Consider the following 17976-nt stretch of genomic DNA (forward strand, 5'->3'; position numbering starts at 1 on the left):
TCGCAATAATCCTTATTTCTGTACAACGATATTTTCTTGTGATGGATCGACGTGTTGCATCTGTAACTTCTCGGTCGCGATCCGCTCAACCCGACTGTGATCGCCGAGCGCGTTCTCTTCGAGGATCAGGTTGCGCCACTCAATATCCAGGGCGTCGCGCTCCAGAACCAGCTGTTCACGCTGCGCGGTCAACAGGCGCGTGTGATGCGCAGTGGTGACCACGGTAATCGCCGTAATAATGATGCAAATGAACAGGCAGAGTGGCAGTTTCCCAAACCGCAGAAGGTCGTCCCCGATCACGCCAGGCAAAGCATGGCGCTCGTTGCTTCCAATCGACCCTTTAACCTTGCTTAAGGCCTCTGTCACTCTGCCGATCATGCGTTCGTCCTCTCTGCGATACGCAGCACTGAACTACGGGCGCGTGGATTCTCTGCCACCTCTTCTTCGCCCGGCATCAACTTGCCTAGTGCTCGCAACTCACGGCCGCCCAGTTTTTTGAGCTGCGCTTCGGTCATCGGTATTCCCGCCGGAACCTGCGGACCGCGGCTTTGCTCACGCATAAAGCGCTTCACAATGCGATCTTCCAGCGAATGAAAACTAATGATCGACAGCCGCCCGCCCGGGGCCAGCACGCTGAGCGAGCTTTTTAGCGCCTGCTCTATCTCCTCCAGTTCACTGTTTACCCATATGCGCACCGCCTGGAAGGTACGGGTCGCGGGATGTTTGTGCTTATCTTTTACCGGCATCGCCGCGGCGATGACTTCCGCCAGCTCTTTGGTACGGGTCATCGGCTGAATGCGATTACGTTCGACGATCGCGCGGGCGATACGTTTGCCGAAACGCTCTTCGCCAAAGGTTTTAATCACCCAGGCGATATCGTCTTCTTCAGCCGTCTGCAGCCATTCGGCCGCGGACTGACCGCGCGTCGGATCCATGCGCATATCCAGCGGCCCGTCACGCATAAAGGAAAAGCCGCGTTCCGCATCGTCAAGCTGCGGGGAAGAGACGCCGAGATCGAGCAGAATGCCGTCGATCTTACCGGTAAGATTGCGCTCGCCGACGTACTCAGCGAGTTGTGAAAAGGGACCATGTACGATGGAAAAGCGGGGGTCATCGATGGTTTGCGCGACGGCAATCGCCTGCGGGTCGCGATCGATGGCCAGCAAGCGTCCTTCCGCACCCAGCCGGGAGAGGATCAGGCGCGAGTGACCACCGCGGCCAAAAGTACCATCAATATAGATACCGTCTGGACGAATATTGAGGCCGTTGACGGCTTCATCCAGAAGTACCGTAGTATGTTTATAATTTTCCATCATTTTTATAAGGACAAATCCTGCAGGCGCTCCGACAGTTCACCGGTCGCGGACTGCTCAGCGTCGATATCTTCCTTGACCCGTTGATACCAGGTCGTTTCATCCCACAGTTCAAATTTATTAAACTGCCCGACCAGCATCACTTCTTTTGTCAGCCCGGCATGCTGCCGTAACACCGGCGCAATCAGCAAGCGGCCGGCATTATCCATCTGACATTCGCTGGCATGACCCAAAAGCAAACGCTGTACGCGCCGCTCAACGGGATTCATGCTCGATAAACGCGACAATTTCTGCTCGATGACTTCCCATTCAGGCAATGGATAAAGCAGCAGGCACGGGTGATGAATGTCAATGGTGCATACCAATTGACCGGCAGCGTCCTCGATCAGCCCTTCGCGATAGCGCGTTGGCACGGCCAGGCGGCCTTTGCTGTCGAGATTGACTAACGTTGCTCCACGGAACATGCCAGCCTCACCCCTTTTCGCCACTTTACCCCACAAATTCCCACCAGAAGGAGTTTACGGAGCGGAGGAAAAGCTTGTCAAGCCAGCACGGATGCCAACGGAGCTCAAAAACCCATTATTTACAGCCGACATTAGCCCTGATGAAAAAATCATCAACAGGCGAGGCAAATTAACGTTATGAATACGTGTAAGAAAATAACCAACAAACTCGTAACAGTTATAAACAACAGAATATCTTCGGCGGGAAAATATAAAGTGTCAGTTTGCGACGCGAGCGGCATTTTAGGCCATTATGCCGGCCGTTAACAGTACCTGTTGCTGGCAGAGGGACTGGCCAGGCGCGGGATATGACGGGGAAGAAAGCGTGGCGCGTACAAAATGAGTGTTAATTCAGCAATTAACCTGATGAATGTAACAAAATAATACAATTAAAGTCCGCGCAGTCATTTTTTGTACCCCATTTGGAGTCACAAAACGATGGTCAGTGAATAAAATAAAATAACGCGTAAAGAAGTTTAGGGATTTGTCTGAAATATATTCAGTTTTGCATTTTGCACGTCAATTGCCTGATTTATCGCCAGCGGCCTGCTTACGGTCAGGCCTGCCAGGTTAATACCTGGGCGCTGGCGATATGGCGCCCTTAGCGGCGATTCAGGCTACCGCGACGATAGAGATTACGGCGAATACGGCTAAGACCCGGCTTCGGCTTGCGAGGTTCGTCGAGGCTGGCGAGGACAATCTCCAGCACCCGCTCAGCGACATCGCGATGACGCTGGGCCACGGCCAGTACCGGACACTGCAGAAAATCGAGCAGCTCATTATCACCGAAGGTGGCGATCGCCAGCTCGGAGGGCAGTTTACCCTCGCGACGCAAGGTCACATCCATTACGCCCTGCAGCAGCGGGAAAGAGGTGGTAAACAGCGCCTGTGGCATCGGATGGGTTTCAAGCCATTTCTCAAACAGCTGGGCCGCCGCTTCGCGCTCATAGCTGTTGGCATAGAGATAATGCACCTCACGCGGATCGTCCTGCCAGGCTTTACGGAAGCCCTGTTCGCGCAGGAAGCTCACCGACAGCTCCGGCAGCGCGCCGAGATAGAGCACCGTTTCGCCAGGAAACGTCCGCAGCTCAGCTGCGAGCATCTCGGCGTCATCCCGGTCAGCGCCAACCACGCTGGTGAAGTGCTCGCGATCGAGGGCGCGGTCGAGGGCGACAATCGGAAACGGGTCGTTAGCCCAGCGCTGATAAAAAGGATGCTCCGGCGGCAGCGAAGTAGAGACAATGATAGCGTCCACCTGGCGCTGCAGCAGATGCTCGATGCAGCGCATCTCGTTATCGGGCTGATCCTCCGAGCAGGCAATCAGCAGCTGATAGCCGCGCTGACGCGCCTGACGTTCGAGATAATTTGCAATCCGGGTATAGCTGGTGTTTTCCAGATCCGGGATCACCAGACCGATAGAGCGTGTGCGTCCTGCACGCAGGCCAGCAGCGACCGCATTTGGGTGATAGTTGTGCTCTCGCACCACAGCCATCACTTTTTCGACCGTTTTATCGCTTACGCGGTACTGCTTCGCTTTGCCATTAATCACATAGCTCGCGGTGGTTCTTGAAACACCGGCCAGCCGGGCGATTTCATCCAGTTTCACAATTGCCCCTTGGGTAAGAAGTGCCAAACATAACCATTATTCAGGTATGGAATCCTTTTTATAACATCTAAGCGCAGAATAGTTAGCGCAGCAACCGCTTTCGCTTACAGTTCCTACTGATTTCGCAAAAAAAAAGCCCGACAGTCTCTGCCGGGCTATTTTTACAGCAGTTCCCGATCCTTAGCGCATGATTTTATCACCGCGAGACAGGCCGACCACGCCGGAGCGAGCCACTTCCACAATCCGAGCGACATCGCGCAGCGAGGCCAGAAATGCATCCAGCTTATCGCTGGTGCCGGCGAGCTGGACGGTATAGATAGAAGGCGTCACGTCGATAATCTGTCCGCGGAAGATTTCGGTGTTGCGCTTCACTTCTTCACGGCCATAGCCGCTGGCCTGAACCTTCACCAGCATAATTTCGCGTTCAACATGAGCCCCCTGCCCCAGCTCGCTGACCCGCAGGACATCCACCAGCTTGTGCAGTTGCTTTTCAATCTGCTCAATCGCTTTTTCATCGCCCACGGTCTGAATGGTCATTCTGGAGAGAGTGGGATCGTCCGTCGGCGCGACAGTCAGGCTTTCTATATTATAGCCACGCTGGGAAAAGAGGCCGATAACGCGGGACAATGCACCCGATTCGTTTTCCAGTAATACCGATAATATCCGGCGCATAATCAGGTCCTCTCCGTTTTGCTCAACCACATTTCATCCATGCCGCCGCCGCGGATCTGCATGGGGTACACATGCTCACTGCCGTCGACGGTCACATCGACAAACACCAGCCGACGCTGGCGCACCTGCTCCAGAGCTTCAGCAAGCTTCGTCTCCAGCTCCTGCGGCTCGCTGATGCGGATCCCGACGTGGCCATAGGCTTCCGCCAGACGGACAAAGTCCGGTAGCGATTCCATATAGGACTGCGAGTGACGCCCGGAATAGAGCATATCCTGCCACTGCTTCACCATCCCGAGATAGCGGTTGTTGAGGTTAAGCACCAGGACCGGCAGCTCATACTGCAGCGCAGTGGAGAGTTCCTGAATGTTCATCTGGATACTGCCGTCACCGGTCACGCAGACCACCATTTCGTCCGGCAGAGCCATTTTGACCCCCAGCGCAGCCGGTAGGCCAAAGCCCATGGTGCCGAGACCACCGGAGTTAATCCAGCGCCGCGGTTTATCGAAGGGGTAATACAGGGCGGCGAACATCTGATGCTGACCCACATCGGAAGTGACGTAGGCATCGCCCTGGGTCAGCCGCCAGATAGTTTCAATTACCGCCTGCGGTTTGATTTTATCGCTCTGGTCGTCGTAGCGCAGACAATGACGGGCACGCCACTGCTCGATCTGTTGCCACCAGTCGCGAATGTCGTCCAGCGGCTGCTGCGCTTCCTCCTGCTCCAGCAGCTCCAGCATCTGCTCCAGCACCAGCCGGGCATCGCCGACGATCGGCACATCTGCCGGCACGGTTTTCGAGATTGAAGTCGGATCGATATCAATATGCAGTACCGTCGCGTTCGGACAATACTTGGCCAGGTTATTGGTGGTCCGGTCGTCAAAGCGAACGCCGACGGCAAAAATCACGTCCGAGTGGTGCATGGTCATGTTGGCTTCATAGGTGCCGTGCATCCCCAGCATCCCCAGCGCCTGCGAGTGTGTCGCCGGGAAAGCGCCAAGTCCCATCAAGGATGAGGCCACCGGCAGCTTCAGTTTTTCCACCAGCTCGCGCAGCTGAGGTTCGCAATGCGCATTGATCGCCCCGCCGCCGACGTAGACGACCGGCTTACTTGCGGCCACCAGGGTCTGCAGGGCGCGTTTAATCTGCCCTTTATGGCCACTGGTGGTTGGGTTATACGAGCGCATGCTCACTGCGTCCGGCCAGACGTAAGGCAGCTTCTTCGCCGGATTGAGAATATCCTTCGGCAGATCGACCACTACCGGACCGGGGCGACCGCTGGCCGCCAGCCAGAAGGCTTTCTTCAGCACGCCGGGAATATCTTCGGTCTGCTTCACCAGGAAACTGTGCTTCACCACCGGACGGGAAATCCCCACCATGTCGCACTCCTGGAAGGCATCGTAGCCGATAAGCGAGGTGGCTACCTGCCCCGAGAGGATCACCAACGGAATAGAGTCCATATAGGCTGTCGCAATGCCAGTGATGGCGTTCGTCGCCCCAGGCCCAGAGGTCACCAGCACCACGCCGACCTCCCCGGTCGCCCGCGCCAGGCCATCCGCCATATGCACCGCCGCCTGCTCGTGACGAACCAGCACATGATCGATACCGCCAAGGGTATGTAACGCATCATAGATATCGAGGACTGCGCCTCCGGGATAGCCGAATACTTGCTTGACGCCCTGATCGACAAGCGATTGGACGACCATCTCGGCTCCTGACAACATCTCCATGGTTTGCCTCCAGGCTTATTGTTTTACGACAGCGGAACTCAATTTCCGCGCGCTCGCACGATGCGAAGGAGTGGTCCTCCGCATTGAGGTGAATGTACTGCATGCCACTACCATAACTGCTCGCCAGCAGGCAGGCAATTCGCCGCAGCTGAGGCCTTATTTCTTGAATAAGAAGAAAAGAAAGCGGTGAGGGGAAAATATGGTGAATTGCTTCAGAGATAAGAAAAGAGAATGGTAAATACTCGGCGAAAAAGGGTGATAACAGGAATAGATCCATTTTTCACGAACACAACGAACCCCTCGCGCAAGGTAAACAGAATAAAATTCTGCTTTATTTGATTTATGTCATATAAAAAAAGGAGCCGAAGCTCCTTTGCTATCTATCGTCGTCGGGTCAGCGCTTGCAAATGTCCACCAACAGCTCTTCCATCCACTGGTGGCCTTTATCACGACCAGCGGCTTCGTGCCAGGAGAGATAGCAGGTCCGACTGTTGACCTTCAACGGCAAAGGTAATATTTGCAGGGCAAGCTTGTCAGCAAATTCATCTGCCAGCCAGCGCGGGGCAATGGCCACCATCTGGGTTTGCGATACTACGTTTAATACGCTGACCATCGCATTACCCTGATAGGCGATACGCGCTTGTTTATCGGCCGTGTCATACCACGGCAAACTAAATGAGGCATACCGGTCGAGAGCAACGGCGGCATGCTCCTCGCGATAAATATCCGCCTCCATCATCGGCCCGGAAATACGCGGATGGTTGCGACTGGCGACCAGGACCATTTCGTCTTTAAATAACGGAACGCAGGCAAACTCAGGGCGACGGAACTCTTCATAACCGATTACGAATTCTGTTTCCTGATAACGTAGCTGATGTTCCGTATTTTGATTCAGCGCAGACTTAAAGACTAAATGAATATTGGGTGCTATCTCTGCAACTTTATTAAAAATAACCGACGTCAGGATGTTATCCAGCGGGCTGCAGACGCACAGATGGAACACGCGCTCACTGCTCAGCGGTTCAAAACCGGAGCCTGGCAATTCGTTTTGGACCAGCTGCAGCGCCTGGCGTACCGAGCCAAACAGCTGATAGGCGCGCGCCGTCGGCTGAATACCGCGGCCATAGCGCACAAAAAGCTCGTCATTAAACATCACTTTCAGTCGTGAAACCGCATTGCTCACCGCGGGTTGTGACATGCCGAGCGTATGGGCGGCACGAGTAATATTCTGCTCTTGCATAACCGCATCAAAAACGGTAAGCAGATTGAGATCAACCATCCGTAGTTGAGGTTTAACGACTTCCTGTCCGGGGGCTGATTTATATTCTGGAGTTTCAATTAACATATCTAATTCCGCCGTCACGATGAATTCCCTTCACTAAACCGCTATAATTAGCGCCGAAAATATCATTTACCATGCAAATGACATTTACAAAATAGCAAAAGAAATTTTTAGGAATATATCAAGGCTATGAGTGGCAGTGAAGAAACGGTCCTGATCAAAAAACTGAGCCGCTCAAACCATACTGATTACTTAATGATGATAAGTGTAACCATAATCCATAAAAATAAAAACAGCACCACGAGTTAACTGTAACTTAAGCAATAATAAAGTATTTTATTTTTCCCTCCATAAAATTAACAAATCCTTATCATTGAAAAATAATCCGCTAGCGTTCGAATACATTCACAGGAAAAATAAATTTAATATTTTCATCCAGATACCGTTTTTTGTCCCTTCATTGGCGACACCTGTTCGACGATGCCTTGAATGCAAAGCACTTTTTCAAATGAAACAAATGGGGATAAACCGCTTTCGGTCCAAAATAGGATCTTCGGCAAAATGGGGCTTACATCAGCACATTTTGCTAATTCATTTAGTCAGCCCAAAACGCTTTTTCCATGCCAGGGGTTGACTTTAAAACAGCTATCCAGTAACTCTAAAAGCATAACGATTTCATCTGGAGTTTGACGCAATGATTCGCACCGCTCGTATCACCAGCCTACTACTACTAAACGCATGCCATTTGCGCGGTAGGCTGTTGGGCGACGTTCAGCGTTAAGTCATCTTCCAGCAAGACTATAAAACCCGCGCCTTGGCGCGGGTTTTTTTATGCTCGTCAACAAGGCGCCAGGACACAGACTAAGGATCCAAACCATGAGCCAGCAAGTCATTATTTTCGATACGACCTTACGTGATGGCGAACAAGCGTTACAGGCAAGCCTGAGTGTCAAAGAGAAGCTGCAGATCGCACTGGCCCTTGAGCGAATGGGGGTCGACGTAATGGAAGTCGGTTTCCCGGTATCCTCGCCGGGCGATTTTGAATCGGTGCAAACCATCACGCGCACCATTAAAAACAGCCGCGTGTGCGCCCTGGCGCGCTGCGTTGAGAAAGATATCGACGTGGCGGCGGAATCGTTAAAAGTGGCCGAGGCTTTCCGTATTCATACCTTTATTGCCACCTCGCCGATGCATATCGCCACCAAACTGCGCAGTACGCTGGATGAGGTTATTGAGCGCGCGATCTATATGGTGAAGCGGGCACGCAACTACACTGACGACGTTGAGTTCTCCTGTGAAGACGCCGGCCGTACGCCGATTGCCGATCTGGCTCGCGTCGTGGAAGCGGCGATCAACGCCGGCGCCACCACCATTAATATCCCGGATACCGTCGGCTATACCATGCCGTTCGAATATGCCAACATCATCAGCGGCCTGTATGATCGCGTGCCGAATATCGACAAAGCAATTATTTCCGTCCACACCCATGATGATCTGGGCATCGCTGTCGGTAACGCCCTCGCCGCGGTCCACGCCGGTGCGCGCCAGGTAGAAGGTGCGATGAACGGTATCGGCGAACGCGCCGGCAACTGCGCACTGGAAGAAGTGATCATGGCGATCAAAGTGCGCAAAGACATCATGAACGTGCACACCAACATTAATCATCATGAAATCTGGCGCACCAGCCAGACCGTCAGCCAGATCTGCAATATGCCGATCCCGGCGAACAAGGCCATCGTCGGCACCGGCGCCTTCGCCCACTCCTCCGGCATTCACCAGGACGGCGTGCTGAAGAACCGCGAAAACTACGAGATCATGACCCCGGAATCTATCGGCCTGAACCAGGTGCAACTGAACCTGACTTCCCGCTCCGGCCGCGCGGCGGTGAAACACCGGATGGAAGAGATGGGCTACCAGGAGAGCGATTACAACCTGGATCATCTGTACGACGCATTCCTGAAGCTGGCGGACAAAAAAGGCCAGGTCTTCGATTACGATCTGGAAGCGCTGGCCTTTATCAACAAGCAGCAGGAAGAGCCAGAGCATTTCCGCCTGGATTACTTCAACGTCCAATCCGGATCCAGCGATATCGCCACCGCCTCGATCAAACTGGTCTGCGGGGATGAGATCAAAACCGAAGCCGCCAACGGCAACGGTCCGGTCGATGCTATCTACCAGGCGATTAATCGCGTCACCGACTACAACATTGAATTAGTGAAGTATGGCTTAAGCGCGAAAGGCCACGGCAAAGACGCCCTGGGCCAGGTGGATATCGTCGTTGACTACAATGGCCGCCGCTTCCATGGCGTTGGTCTGGCAACGGATATCGTAGAGTCGTCAGCCAAAGCGATGGTTCACGTGCTGAACAACATCTGGCGCGCCGCCGAAGTCGAAAAAGAATTGCAACGCAAAGCTCAGAATAAAGAGAACAATAAGGAAACCGTGTAATGTCGAAGAATTACCATATTGCCGTTTTGCCGGGTGATGGCATTGGCCCGGAAGTGATGAACCAGGCGATGAAAGTACTGGAAGCCGTGCGCCAACGTTTTGCCATGCACATTACCACCAGCCAGTATGACGTTGGCGGGGCGGCCATCGACCGTCAGGGAACTCCCCTGCCGCAGGCGACCGTCGCCGGATGCGAGCAGGCGGATGCGATCCTGTTCGGCTCCGTCGGCGGTCCGAAATGGGAGCACCTGCCGCCGGCGGAACAACCAGAGCGTGGCGCGCTGCTGCCGCTGCGTAAACACTTTAAACTGTTCAGCAACCTGCGCCCGGCCAAACTGTATCAGGGGCTGGAAGAGTTCTGCCCGCTGCGCGCCGACATCGCTGCTAACGGCTTCGACATTCTCTGCGTACGCGAACTGACCGGCGGCATCTACTTCGGCCAGCCGAAAGGCCGCGAAGGCAGCGGTCAGCATGAGAAAGCCTTTGATACCGAGGTGTATCACCGCTTTGAGATCGAGCGTATCGCGCGCATCGCTTTTGAATCCGCCCGCAAGCGTCGTCACAAAGTGACTTCCATCGATAAGGCCAACGTTCTGCAGTCCTCCATCCTGTGGCGCGAAATCGTCAGCGAGATCGGCAAGGAGTATCCGGACGTTGAGCTGGCGCATATGTATATCGATAACGCCACCATGCAGCTGATTAAAGATCCGTCCCAGTTCGACGTGCTGCTGTGCTCCAACCTGTTTGGCGACATCCTCTCCGACGAGTGCGCGATGATCACCGGCTCGATGGGTATGCTGCCGTCCGCCAGCCTCAATGAACAAGGTTTTGGCCTGTACGAGCCGGCGGGCGGTTCCGCACCGGATATCGCCGGCAAAAATATCGCCAACCCGATCGCGCAGATCCTCTCCCTGGCTCTGCTGCTGCGCTACAGCCTCGACGCTGACGAAGCGGCGACCGCCATTGAAAACGCGATCAACCGCGCCTTAGAAGAAGGGGTTCGAACCGGCGACTTAGCGCGCGGCACGGCGGCGGTCAGCACTGATGAAATGGGCGATATTATTGCCCGCTATGTCGCAGAAGGGGTGTAATCATGGCGAAGACGTTATACGAAAAATTATTTGATGCGCACGTAGTGTATGAGGCGCAGAACGAAACCCCGCTGCTGTATATCGACCGCCATCTGGTGCACGAAGTCACCTCTCCGCAGGCGTTTGACGGTCTGCGCGCCCATGGCCGCCAGGTGCGCCAGCCGGGTAAAACCTTCGCTACCATGGATCATAACGTCTCGACGCAGACCAAAGACATTAACGCGTCCGGTGAGATGGCCCGCATTCAGATGCAGGAGCTGATTAAGAACTGTAAAGAGTTCGGCGTTGAACTGTACGACCTGAACCACCCGTATCAGGGCATCGTCCACGTCATGGGCCCGGAACAAGGGGTTACCCTGCCGGGGATGACGATCGTGTGCGGTGACTCCCATACCGCCACCCACGGCGCGTTCGGTGCGCTGGCGTTCGGTATCGGCACCTCCGAAGTGGAGCATGTGCTGGCGACCCAGACCCTGAAACAGGGCCGCGCGAAGACCATGAAAATCGAAGTCCAGGGCAAAGCGGCGCCGGGCATTACCGCCAAAGATATCGTGCTGGCCATCATTGGTAAAACCGGTAGCGCCGGCGGCACCGGCCATGTGGTTGAGTTCTGCGGCGAAGCGATCCGCGATCTGAGCATGGAAGGGCGTATGACCCTGTGCAACATGGCGATCGAGATGGGCGCCAAAGCGGGCCTGGTCGCGCCGGACGAAACCACCTTCAATTACGTACGCGGCCGTCTGCATGCGCCGAAAGGCAAAGATTTTGACGATGCCGTAGCGTACTGGAAAACCCTGAAAACCGACGACGCCGCGACGTTTGATACCGTGGTGACGCTGCAGGCGGCGGAAATTGCCCCGCAGGTGACCTGGGGCACCAACCCGGGCCAGGTGATCTCGGTGACGGATAACATCCCCGATCCAGCGTCGTTCAGCGATCCGGTGGAACGCGCCAGCGCCGAAAAAGCGCTGGTCTATATGGGGCTGAAATCCGGGATCCCGCTGACGGAAGTCGCTATCGATAAAGTGTTTATCGGCTCCTGCACCAACTCGCGCATCGAAGATTTACGCGCCGCGGCGGAAATCGCTAAAGGGCGTAAAGTGGCGCCGGGCGTCCAGGCGCTGGTGGTGCCGGGTTCTGGTCCGGTGAAAGCGCAGGCGGAAGCGGAAGGTCTGGATAAGATCTTTATCGAAGCCGGCTTTGAGTGGCGCTTACCTGGTTGCTCTATGTGTCTGGCAATGAATAATGACCGCCTGAATCCGGGCGAACGCTGTGCCTCAACCAGCAACCGTAACTTTGAAGGCCGTCAGGGCCGCGGCGGACGCACGCACCTGGTGAGCCCGGCAATGGCCGCGGCGGCAGCCGTTACCGGCCATTTCGCCGATATCCGTAATCTGAAGTAAGGAGACCATCATGGCAGAGAAATTTACCCAACATACCGGCCTGGTGGTTCCGCTGGATGCTGCAAACGTCGATACCGACGCGATCATCCCTAAGCAATTTTTGCAGAAGGTCACCCGCACCGGCTTTGGCGCGCACCTGTTTAACGACTGGCGCTTTCTCGACGATAAAGGTCAACAGCCGAACCCGGAGTTCGTGCTGAATTTTCCTGAGTACCAGGGGGCATCGATACTGCTGGCGCGGGAAAACTTCGGCTGCGGCTCCTCGCGCGAGCACGCGCCGTGGGCGCTGACCGATTACGGCTTTAAGGTCGTTATCGCCCCGAGCTTTGCCGATATCTTTTACGGCAACAGCTTCAATAACCAGCTGCTGCCGGTGACCCTGAGCGACGAGCAGGTCGATGAACTGTTCAAGCTGGTGCAGGCCAACCCGGGCATTACGTTTGAAGTGGATCTGGAAGCGCAGGTAGTTAAAGCCGGGGATAAAACCTACAGCTTTAAGATCGACGATTTCCGCCGCCACTGCATGCTCAACGGCCTGGATAGCATCGGCCTGACGCTGCAGCATGAAGCGGCGATCTCCGACTATGAACGCAAGCTGCCGGCATTTATGAATTAACCTTTGGGCCCGGTCATTTGATCGGGCTTTTTATTTTATTGCGGAGAAAATTGCGATCTCACGCACAAAAACCAATTTTAATGTGCTGATTGTCAGACCTTACCGCCACCCTGCCCTACCGCCTAAAGAAGAATTATTCCGCTTTCCTCCCCTTCTCCAGCACTGTTTATGTATTTTCCCTGCACTGCAAGTAAAAATAAGGCACGAGTGTTTAATATAAAAATATAAGAATGTGAAGAAAGCGTTAATCTCATAGAGAACCCCTATTGCTATGCACAAAAAAAAGCATTATTTTTCGATTTTTCCCCTCGTTATCTTTTGCCACAGAGAAATATTAACTAAGGACACGCCTGGGCCCCGCATATCGGCCTCCCGGCCTCCTGTGGAGAGAAGAGATGAGCCACTATCCGCACCTTTTCAGTCCGTTGACCATCAACGGTATGACGTTAAAAAACCGCATTATTATGCCCCCTATGGGCACCAATATGGCCACGCTCAATGGCGAGGTGTCGCAGGAACAGCTGGAATACTACGAACTGCGGGCCAAAGGCGGCACCGGGCTTATCACCATCGAAAATATTTGTATTGATTTCCCCTTCGCCTCCAACGGCACCACCCAACTGCGCATCGATAACGATCAATATATTCCACGGCTGTTTAAATTAACCGAGACCCTGCATAAACATGGCGCCTGCGTATCCATTCAGTTAAATCATGCCGGCGCTTCCGCTTATGCCTACCGACTGGAAGGCCAGACGCCGCTCTCCTCTTCTACAACGCCGTCGAAGAAGCACGGTAATATTCCGCGTCCGATGACCCATGAGGAAATATATCATGCGGTAGAAAAATTTGGTGACGCCGCGGAGCGCGTTCGGCGCGCAGGTTTTGACTGCGTCGAAATTCATGCCGGTCACTCCTATTTAATTAGCCAGTTTTTATCGCCGCTGTTTAATAAGCGCACTGATGAATTTGGCGGCAGCGTCGAAAATCGCACTCGGATACTGAGTCTGATTGTCGATAAGGTTCGCGCCTGCGTGGGGCCGCGTTTTCCGGTCAGTCTGCGCATCAGCGCCGACGACTTCCTCAAGGGCGGCAATACCCTCGAAGATTCCCTGCGTATTCTTGAGCTCTGCCAGGAGAAGGTCGATATCATCAACGTCTCTGCGGCACAGAACGACAACCTGAATCTGCAAATCGATCAGATGTCGCTGGAGGATGGCTGGAAGCGCTATCTCTCCCGCGCGGTGCGCGATAAATTCCATAAACCCACGGTCATCGCCGGCAATATTCGCACTCCACAGGTAGCCGAAGATATCCTCGCCAGCGGCGATGCCGATCTTATCGCCATTGGCCGCGGTCTGATTGCCGAGCCGGAGTGGGTGCAGAAAGTGCAAGGCGGAAAAGAGCGTCTGATGCGCAAATGTATCTCCTGCAACATCGGCTGCGCCGACCATCGCATCGCCCGCTCGCGCCCGCTGCGCTGTTCGATTAACCCGGATATTATTCACGGTGACGCCTATAAAATGCGGCGCGTGAATCGCGACACTAACGTGGTGGTCATCGGCGCCGGCACCGCCGGGATGGAAGCCGCCTGCACCGCGGCGGAAGTTGGTTGCCATACCTGGCTGCTGGAAGCGAAAAACCACGTCGGCGGCCTCGCCAGCGAAATCTCCCGCCTACCGGAGAAAAAACGCATCGCTGATTTCCCGCAGTTTATGAAAAATCGTATCGCCTCGCTGGACAACCTGATGCTGCAGATCGGCAAGCGGGCCGACGTGGCTTCAGTTTCCGCCCTGCGTCCGCATCTGATTGTCAACGCCACCGGCTCAACGCCGCTGCTGCCGCCCATTGAAGGCTTGCGGGAAAACATTGACGTCGAGAACGGCAAGATCTTTTCCATTACCGGCATGATCGACAATCTGGCGAAATTTACCGATATCAAGGGCAAACGCATCGCCGTAGTCGGCGCTGGCGCCGTTGGCCTTGACGTTATCGAATACTTTACCGCTCGCGGCGCACAGGCGGTGCTAATCGAGATGCAGGACGCCGCCGGTCGCGATCTCGACATCATTACCAAAAATGCCATGTTGACCATGCTCGACGAGCACCAGGTCGAACAGCACATGAATACCCAACTGATGGCGGTCGCTGCCGACCATTTCCAGGTGAAAAATACACAGCAAACCTTCGATATTCCCTTCGACTACGGCTTTGTCTGTCTGGGGATGCGCGCCAACCGGACGGGTCTCGACGAGATCGAGCGCTGGGCCAATGCCAATAACGTCAAAATCATGAACATCGGCGACAGCGTGATGGCGCGACGCATTATCGATGGCGTCCGCGAAGGCCGCAACGTACTGGATGCACTGGAAGACATGGGTGCGCTGGGCAGCCGCGAAGCACAACGAATTCCCTTTCTAACTTATTGAGGATTTTTGTCATGGCAGAACGTATTACTGGACACACTGAGCTGATTGGCCTGATCGCCACCCCGATTCGTCACAGCATGTCGCCCACCATGCACAACGAGGCTTTCGCCCATCTCGGGCTGGACTACGTCTATCTCGCTTTTGAAGTCGGTAACCAGGAGCTAAAAGACGTGGTGCAGGGCTTCCGGGCGATGAAGCTGCGCGGTTTTAACGTCTCTATGCCGAACAAAACCGAGATTTGCCAGTATCTCGATAAACTGTCGCCGGCGGCACAGCTGGTCGGGGCGGTCAATACCGTGGTCAACGACGACGGCGTACTGACCGGACATATCACCGATGGCACCGGCTACATGCGCGCCCTTAGCGAAGCCGGTATCGATATCATCGGCAAGAAGATGACCGTACTCGGCGCCGGCGGCGCGGCAACGGCGCTCTGCGTCCAGGCAGCACTGGATGGCGTGAAGGCGATCTCCATCTTCAACCGCCGCGATAAATTCTTCGCCAACGCAGAAGAAACCGTGGCCAAGATCCGCCACAACACCGACTGCGAGATCCATCTGTTCGATCTCGACGATCATGACAAACTGCGCGCCGAAATTGACAGCAGCGTGATCCTGACCAATGCCACCGGGGTCGGCATGAAGCCGTTCGAAGGCCAGATGCTGCTACCTGACGACAGCTTCCTGCGTCCGGACCTGATCGTCTCCGACGTCGTCTACAACCCGCGCAAAACCCACCTGCTGGAAGTGGCCGAGAAAAAAGGCTGCCGCACGCTGAACGGCCTGGGGATGATGCTGTGGCAAGGCGCGCGCGCGTTCGAAATCTGGACGGGCAAACAGATGCCGGTTGATTACATCAAGAGCATTCTGTTCTAAGAGGCGAATGATGAAAAATAAATACATCCCTACTGCGGCAGGGCTGTATCTCAACTACCTGATCCACGGTATGGGGGTGCTGTTAATCACCCTCAACATGGCCCATCTTCAGGAACAGTGGGGAACAGACAAAGCCGGCGTATCGATCGTTATATCTTCGTTAGGTATTGGTAAGTTAGCGACCATCGTGACCGGATTTCTCTCGGATCGCTTCGGTCGCAAGCCCTTTATCTATCTTGGGATCCTTAGCTACCTGATCTTTTTCGTCGGCATCCTGCTGACCAAAAATATCTATCTGGCTTACGTGTTCGGCATTATGGCGGGCCTGGCGAACAGCTTCCTCGACTCCGGTACCTATCCGGCGCTGATGGAATCTTTCCCGCACTCTGCCAGCCGGGCCAACGTGCTGATCAAAGCCTTCGTCTCTGCAGGGCAGTTCCTGTTGCCGTTCATTATCAGCTTCCTGATATGGGCAAATCTGTGGTTCGGCTGGTCGTTCGTGATTGCGGCAGCGCTCTTTGTACTGAGCGGGATTTATCTGCTTAAAATGCCGTTCCCTGACAGCCAGGCGGCGAAAAAAGAGGAAGCCCCTACGGCACAGGCGGAAACAGCCGTCCGGCCACAGGCTAATAAGCTGGATATGGTGATCTTCACCCTGTACGGTTATATCGGCATGGCGACCTTCTATCTGGTCAGCCAATGGCTGGCGCAGTACGGCCAGTTCGTCGTCGGCCTGCCCTATGCCTCGGCGATTAAACTGCTTAGCATCTATACCGTCGGCTCGCTGGTCTGCGTCTTTGTAACTGCCGCCTTCGTCAAAGAGGTGTTTAGCTCGGCCATTGCGATGATTATTTATACTGGCCTGTCGATGATTTCGCTGCTGTTGGTGTGCCTGTTCCCGACGCCGATGATGGTGACCGGCTTTGCTTTTGTCATCGGCTTTGCCGCCGCTGGCGGAGTGCTGCAGCTGGGTGCGACAATCATGGCGATGAGCTTCCCGAACGGAAAAGGCAAAGCAACCGGCATCTTCTACACTGCCGGCAGTATCGCCAGCTTCACGATCCCGTTGATCACCGCAAAGCTTTCGCAGATCAGTATTGCCAGCATTATGTGGTTTGATTTTCTGATCGCCGTTATCGGCTTTGTGATCGCCCTGTACATCGGCTATCGTCAACTGCAGGCTCGGGCGGCGCAAAAAGTATCACGCACCGCAGTCACCGCCTGAAGTACAACGCGAAAAATAATGGATACCTACATGACAAATGCAGTAACCGTAAAGAACATCACCTTTCAGGAAGGGGAAACCCTCATTTGTGTACCGCTGATCGGTAAAACCCTGGATGAGATACTGGGTAACGCCCACGGCCTGGTCGATGCCGGCGCCGATATTATCGAATGGCGCGTTGACCACTTTGCCCAGGTCAGAGAGATGGCCCAGGTGATGGCCGCGCTGGCGGAAATCCGTGGCGCGCTGAAAGCGCTTCCGCTGCTGTTTACCTTCCGCAGTAAGAAAGAAGGTGGCGAAACCGAGCTCAGCGACGAAGCCTATTTTGCGCTCAACCGCGAGGCCGCACGCAGTGGACTGGTTGATGTTATCGATATCGAACTGTTCAATGATGAAGCGCAGATCCGCGCGCTGGTTGACGATGCGCATGCCGCGGGCGTCAAGGTGATCATGAGTAATCATGATTTCCATAAGACCCCCGCTCAGGAAGATATTATCTATCGCCTGCGCCGCATGCAGGATCTGGGGGCCGATCTGCCGAAGATCGCGGTGATGCCGCAGTCGCCGCAGGACGTACTCACCTTGCTCGCCGCCACGCTGACCATGAAAGAGAAGTATGCGACGCGTCCGCTGATCACCATGTCGATGGGCAAATCCGGTGGCGTTAGCCGGGTCACCGGGCGCTTGTTCGGTTCGGCGATGACCTTCGGTACCGTTGGTCAGGCCTCCGCGCCGGGGCAGATCGCCATCGCTAAGCTGCGTGAAGTGATGGATATGCTCTCCTGA

General features: G+C 54.8%; 16 protein-coding genes. 9 read left to right on the forward strand and 7 right to left on the reverse strand.

The annotated features are described in order from the left end of the window. Positions 1-12: 12 nt before the first annotated feature. The 7 genes from ftsL to leuO all read right to left on the reverse strand — a co-directional run bounded on the left by ftsL (position 13) and on the right by leuO (position 7184). Positions 13-378, reverse strand: coding sequence for a cell division protein FtsL (gene ftsL / locus KB892_RS21425; protein WP_002888550.1), 366 nt, complete (start codon positions 376-378; stop codon positions 13-15). Beyond that, positions 375-1316 (reverse strand): 16S rRNA (cytosine(1402)-N(4))-methyltransferase RsmH, encoded by a 942-nt coding sequence (rsmH, locus tag KB892_RS21430; RefSeq protein ID WP_002888547.1) that lies wholly within the window; start codon positions 1314-1316, stop codon positions 375-377. Before rsmH ends, ftsL begins: the two co-directional genes overlap by 4 nt. Positions 1317-1318: 2 nt before the next feature. After that, positions 1319-1777 (reverse strand): division/cell wall cluster transcriptional repressor MraZ, encoded by a 459-nt coding sequence (gene mraZ / locus KB892_RS21435; protein ID WP_002888541.1) that lies wholly within the window; start codon positions 1775-1777, stop codon positions 1319-1321. 640 nt (positions 1778-2417) lie between these two features. Next, positions 2418-3422 carry a catabolite repressor/activator gene (gene cra / locus KB892_RS21440; RefSeq protein ID WP_002888539.1) on the reverse strand — a complete coding sequence of 335 codons (1005 nt, stop codon included), beginning with the start codon at positions 3420-3422 and terminating at the stop codon, positions 2418-2420. A 180-nt stretch (positions 3423-3602) separates the two neighbouring features. Beyond that, a complete protein-coding gene (gene ilvN / locus KB892_RS21445; protein ID WP_002888536.1) occupies positions 3603-4094 on the reverse strand; it encodes an acetolactate synthase small subunit in 492 nt (163 codons plus the stop codon). Positions 4095-4096: 2 nt separating this feature from the next. Then, positions 4097-5821 (reverse strand): acetolactate synthase 3 large subunit, encoded by a 1725-nt coding sequence (gene ilvI / locus KB892_RS21450; RefSeq protein WP_002888534.1) that lies wholly within the window; start codon positions 5819-5821, stop codon positions 4097-4099. 394 nt (positions 5822-6215) lie between these two features. Continuing rightward, positions 6216-7184, reverse strand: a complete 969-nt coding sequence (gene leuO, locus KB892_RS21455) for a transcriptional regulator LeuO (protein WP_004192013.1) — start codon at positions 7182-7184, stop codon at positions 6216-6218. 613 nt (positions 7185-7797) lie between these two features. Here leuO and leuL point away from each other — a divergent pair. The 9 genes from leuL (at position 7798) to aroD (ending at position 17976) form a co-directional block, all read left to right on the forward strand. Beyond that, positions 7798-7884 (forward strand): leu operon leader peptide, encoded by an 87-nt coding sequence (gene leuL / locus KB892_RS21460; RefSeq protein WP_004222662.1) that lies wholly within the window; start codon positions 7798-7800, stop codon positions 7882-7884. Positions 7885-7979: 95 nt separating this feature from the next. Then, positions 7980-9551, forward strand: a complete 1572-nt coding sequence (leuA, locus tag KB892_RS21465; RefSeq protein WP_002888490.1) for a 2-isopropylmalate synthase — start codon at positions 7980-7982, stop codon at positions 9549-9551. Then, complete coding sequence (gene leuB / locus KB892_RS21470; RefSeq protein ID WP_002888487.1) at positions 9551-10642, forward strand: 3-isopropylmalate dehydrogenase; 1092 nt, start codon at positions 9551-9553, stop codon at positions 10640-10642. The genes leuA and leuB overlap by 1 nt, the downstream gene beginning before the upstream one ends. 2 nt (positions 10643-10644) lie before the next feature. Next, positions 10645-12045, forward strand: coding sequence for a 3-isopropylmalate dehydratase large subunit (gene leuC, locus KB892_RS21475; protein WP_002888484.1), 1401 nt, complete (start codon positions 10645-10647; stop codon positions 12043-12045). A gap of 10 nt (positions 12046-12055) precedes the next feature. Further along, positions 12056-12661 carry a 3-isopropylmalate dehydratase small subunit gene (gene leuD / locus KB892_RS21480; protein ID WP_002888481.1) on the forward strand — a complete coding sequence of 202 codons (606 nt, stop codon included), beginning with the start codon at positions 12056-12058 and terminating at the stop codon, positions 12659-12661. Between the two features lie 395 nt (positions 12662-13056). Next, positions 13057-15090, forward strand: a complete 2034-nt coding sequence (locus KB892_RS21485) for an oxidoreductase (RefSeq protein ID WP_004147052.1) — start codon at positions 13057-13059, stop codon at positions 15088-15090. A gap of 11 nt (positions 15091-15101) precedes the next feature. Next, positions 15102-15965, forward strand: coding sequence for a shikimate dehydrogenase (locus tag KB892_RS21490; RefSeq protein ID WP_002888460.1), 864 nt, complete (start codon positions 15102-15104; stop codon positions 15963-15965). Positions 15966-15975: 10 nt separating this feature from the next. Continuing rightward, a complete protein-coding gene (locus tag KB892_RS21495) occupies positions 15976-17190 on the forward strand; it encodes an MFS transporter (protein ID WP_002888458.1) in 1215 nt (404 codons plus the stop codon). A 30-nt stretch (positions 17191-17220) separates the two neighbouring features. Next, entirely contained in the window at positions 17221-17976 is a 756-nt protein-coding gene (gene aroD / locus KB892_RS21500) for a type I 3-dehydroquinate dehydratase (RefSeq protein WP_004151365.1), read from the forward strand.

The sequence above is a fragment of the Klebsiella sp. P1927 genome, assembly GCF_018204675.1.
GTDB lineage: Bacteria > Pseudomonadota > Gammaproteobacteria > Enterobacterales > Enterobacteriaceae > Klebsiella > Klebsiella pneumoniae.

Coding starts and splice junctions, on each gene's coding strand:
- KB892_RS21495 (WP_002888458.1), top strand. CDS start 15,976: ATGAAAAATAAATACATCCCTACTGCGGCAGGGCTGTATCTCAACTAC.
- leuL (WP_004222662.1), top strand. CDS start 7,798: ATGATTCGCACCGCTCGTATCACCAGCCTACTACTACTAAACGCATGC.
- aroD (WP_004151365.1), top strand. CDS start 17,221: ATGACAAATGCAGTAACCGTAAAGAACATCACCTTTCAGGAAGGGGAA.
- ilvN (WP_002888536.1), bottom strand. CDS start 4,094: ATGCGCCGGATATTATCGGTATTACTGGAAAACGAATCGGGTGCATTG.
- leuA (WP_002888490.1), top strand. CDS start 7,980: ATGAGCCAGCAAGTCATTATTTTCGATACGACCTTACGTGATGGCGAA.
- leuD (WP_002888481.1), top strand. CDS start 12,056: ATGGCAGAGAAATTTACCCAACATACCGGCCTGGTGGTTCCGCTGGAT.
- ftsL (WP_002888550.1), bottom strand. CDS start 378: ATGATCGGCAGAGTGACAGAGGCCTTAAGCAAGGTTAAAGGGTCGATT.
- rsmH (WP_002888547.1), bottom strand. CDS start 1,316: ATGATGGAAAATTATAAACATACTACGGTACTTCTGGATGAAGCCGTC.
- leuC (WP_002888484.1), top strand. CDS start 10,645: ATGGCGAAGACGTTATACGAAAAATTATTTGATGCGCACGTAGTGTAT.
- KB892_RS21485 (WP_004147052.1), top strand. CDS start 13,057: ATGAGCCACTATCCGCACCTTTTCAGTCCGTTGACCATCAACGGTATG.
- ilvI (WP_002888534.1), bottom strand. CDS start 5,821: ATGGAGATGTTGTCAGGAGCCGAGATGGTCGTCCAATCGCTTGTCGAT.
- leuB (WP_002888487.1), top strand. CDS start 9,551: ATGTCGAAGAATTACCATATTGCCGTTTTGCCGGGTGATGGCATTGGC.
- KB892_RS21490 (WP_002888460.1), top strand. CDS start 15,102: ATGGCAGAACGTATTACTGGACACACTGAGCTGATTGGCCTGATCGCC.
- mraZ (WP_002888541.1), bottom strand. CDS start 1,777: ATGTTCCGTGGAGCAACGTTAGTCAATCTCGACAGCAAAGGCCGCCTG.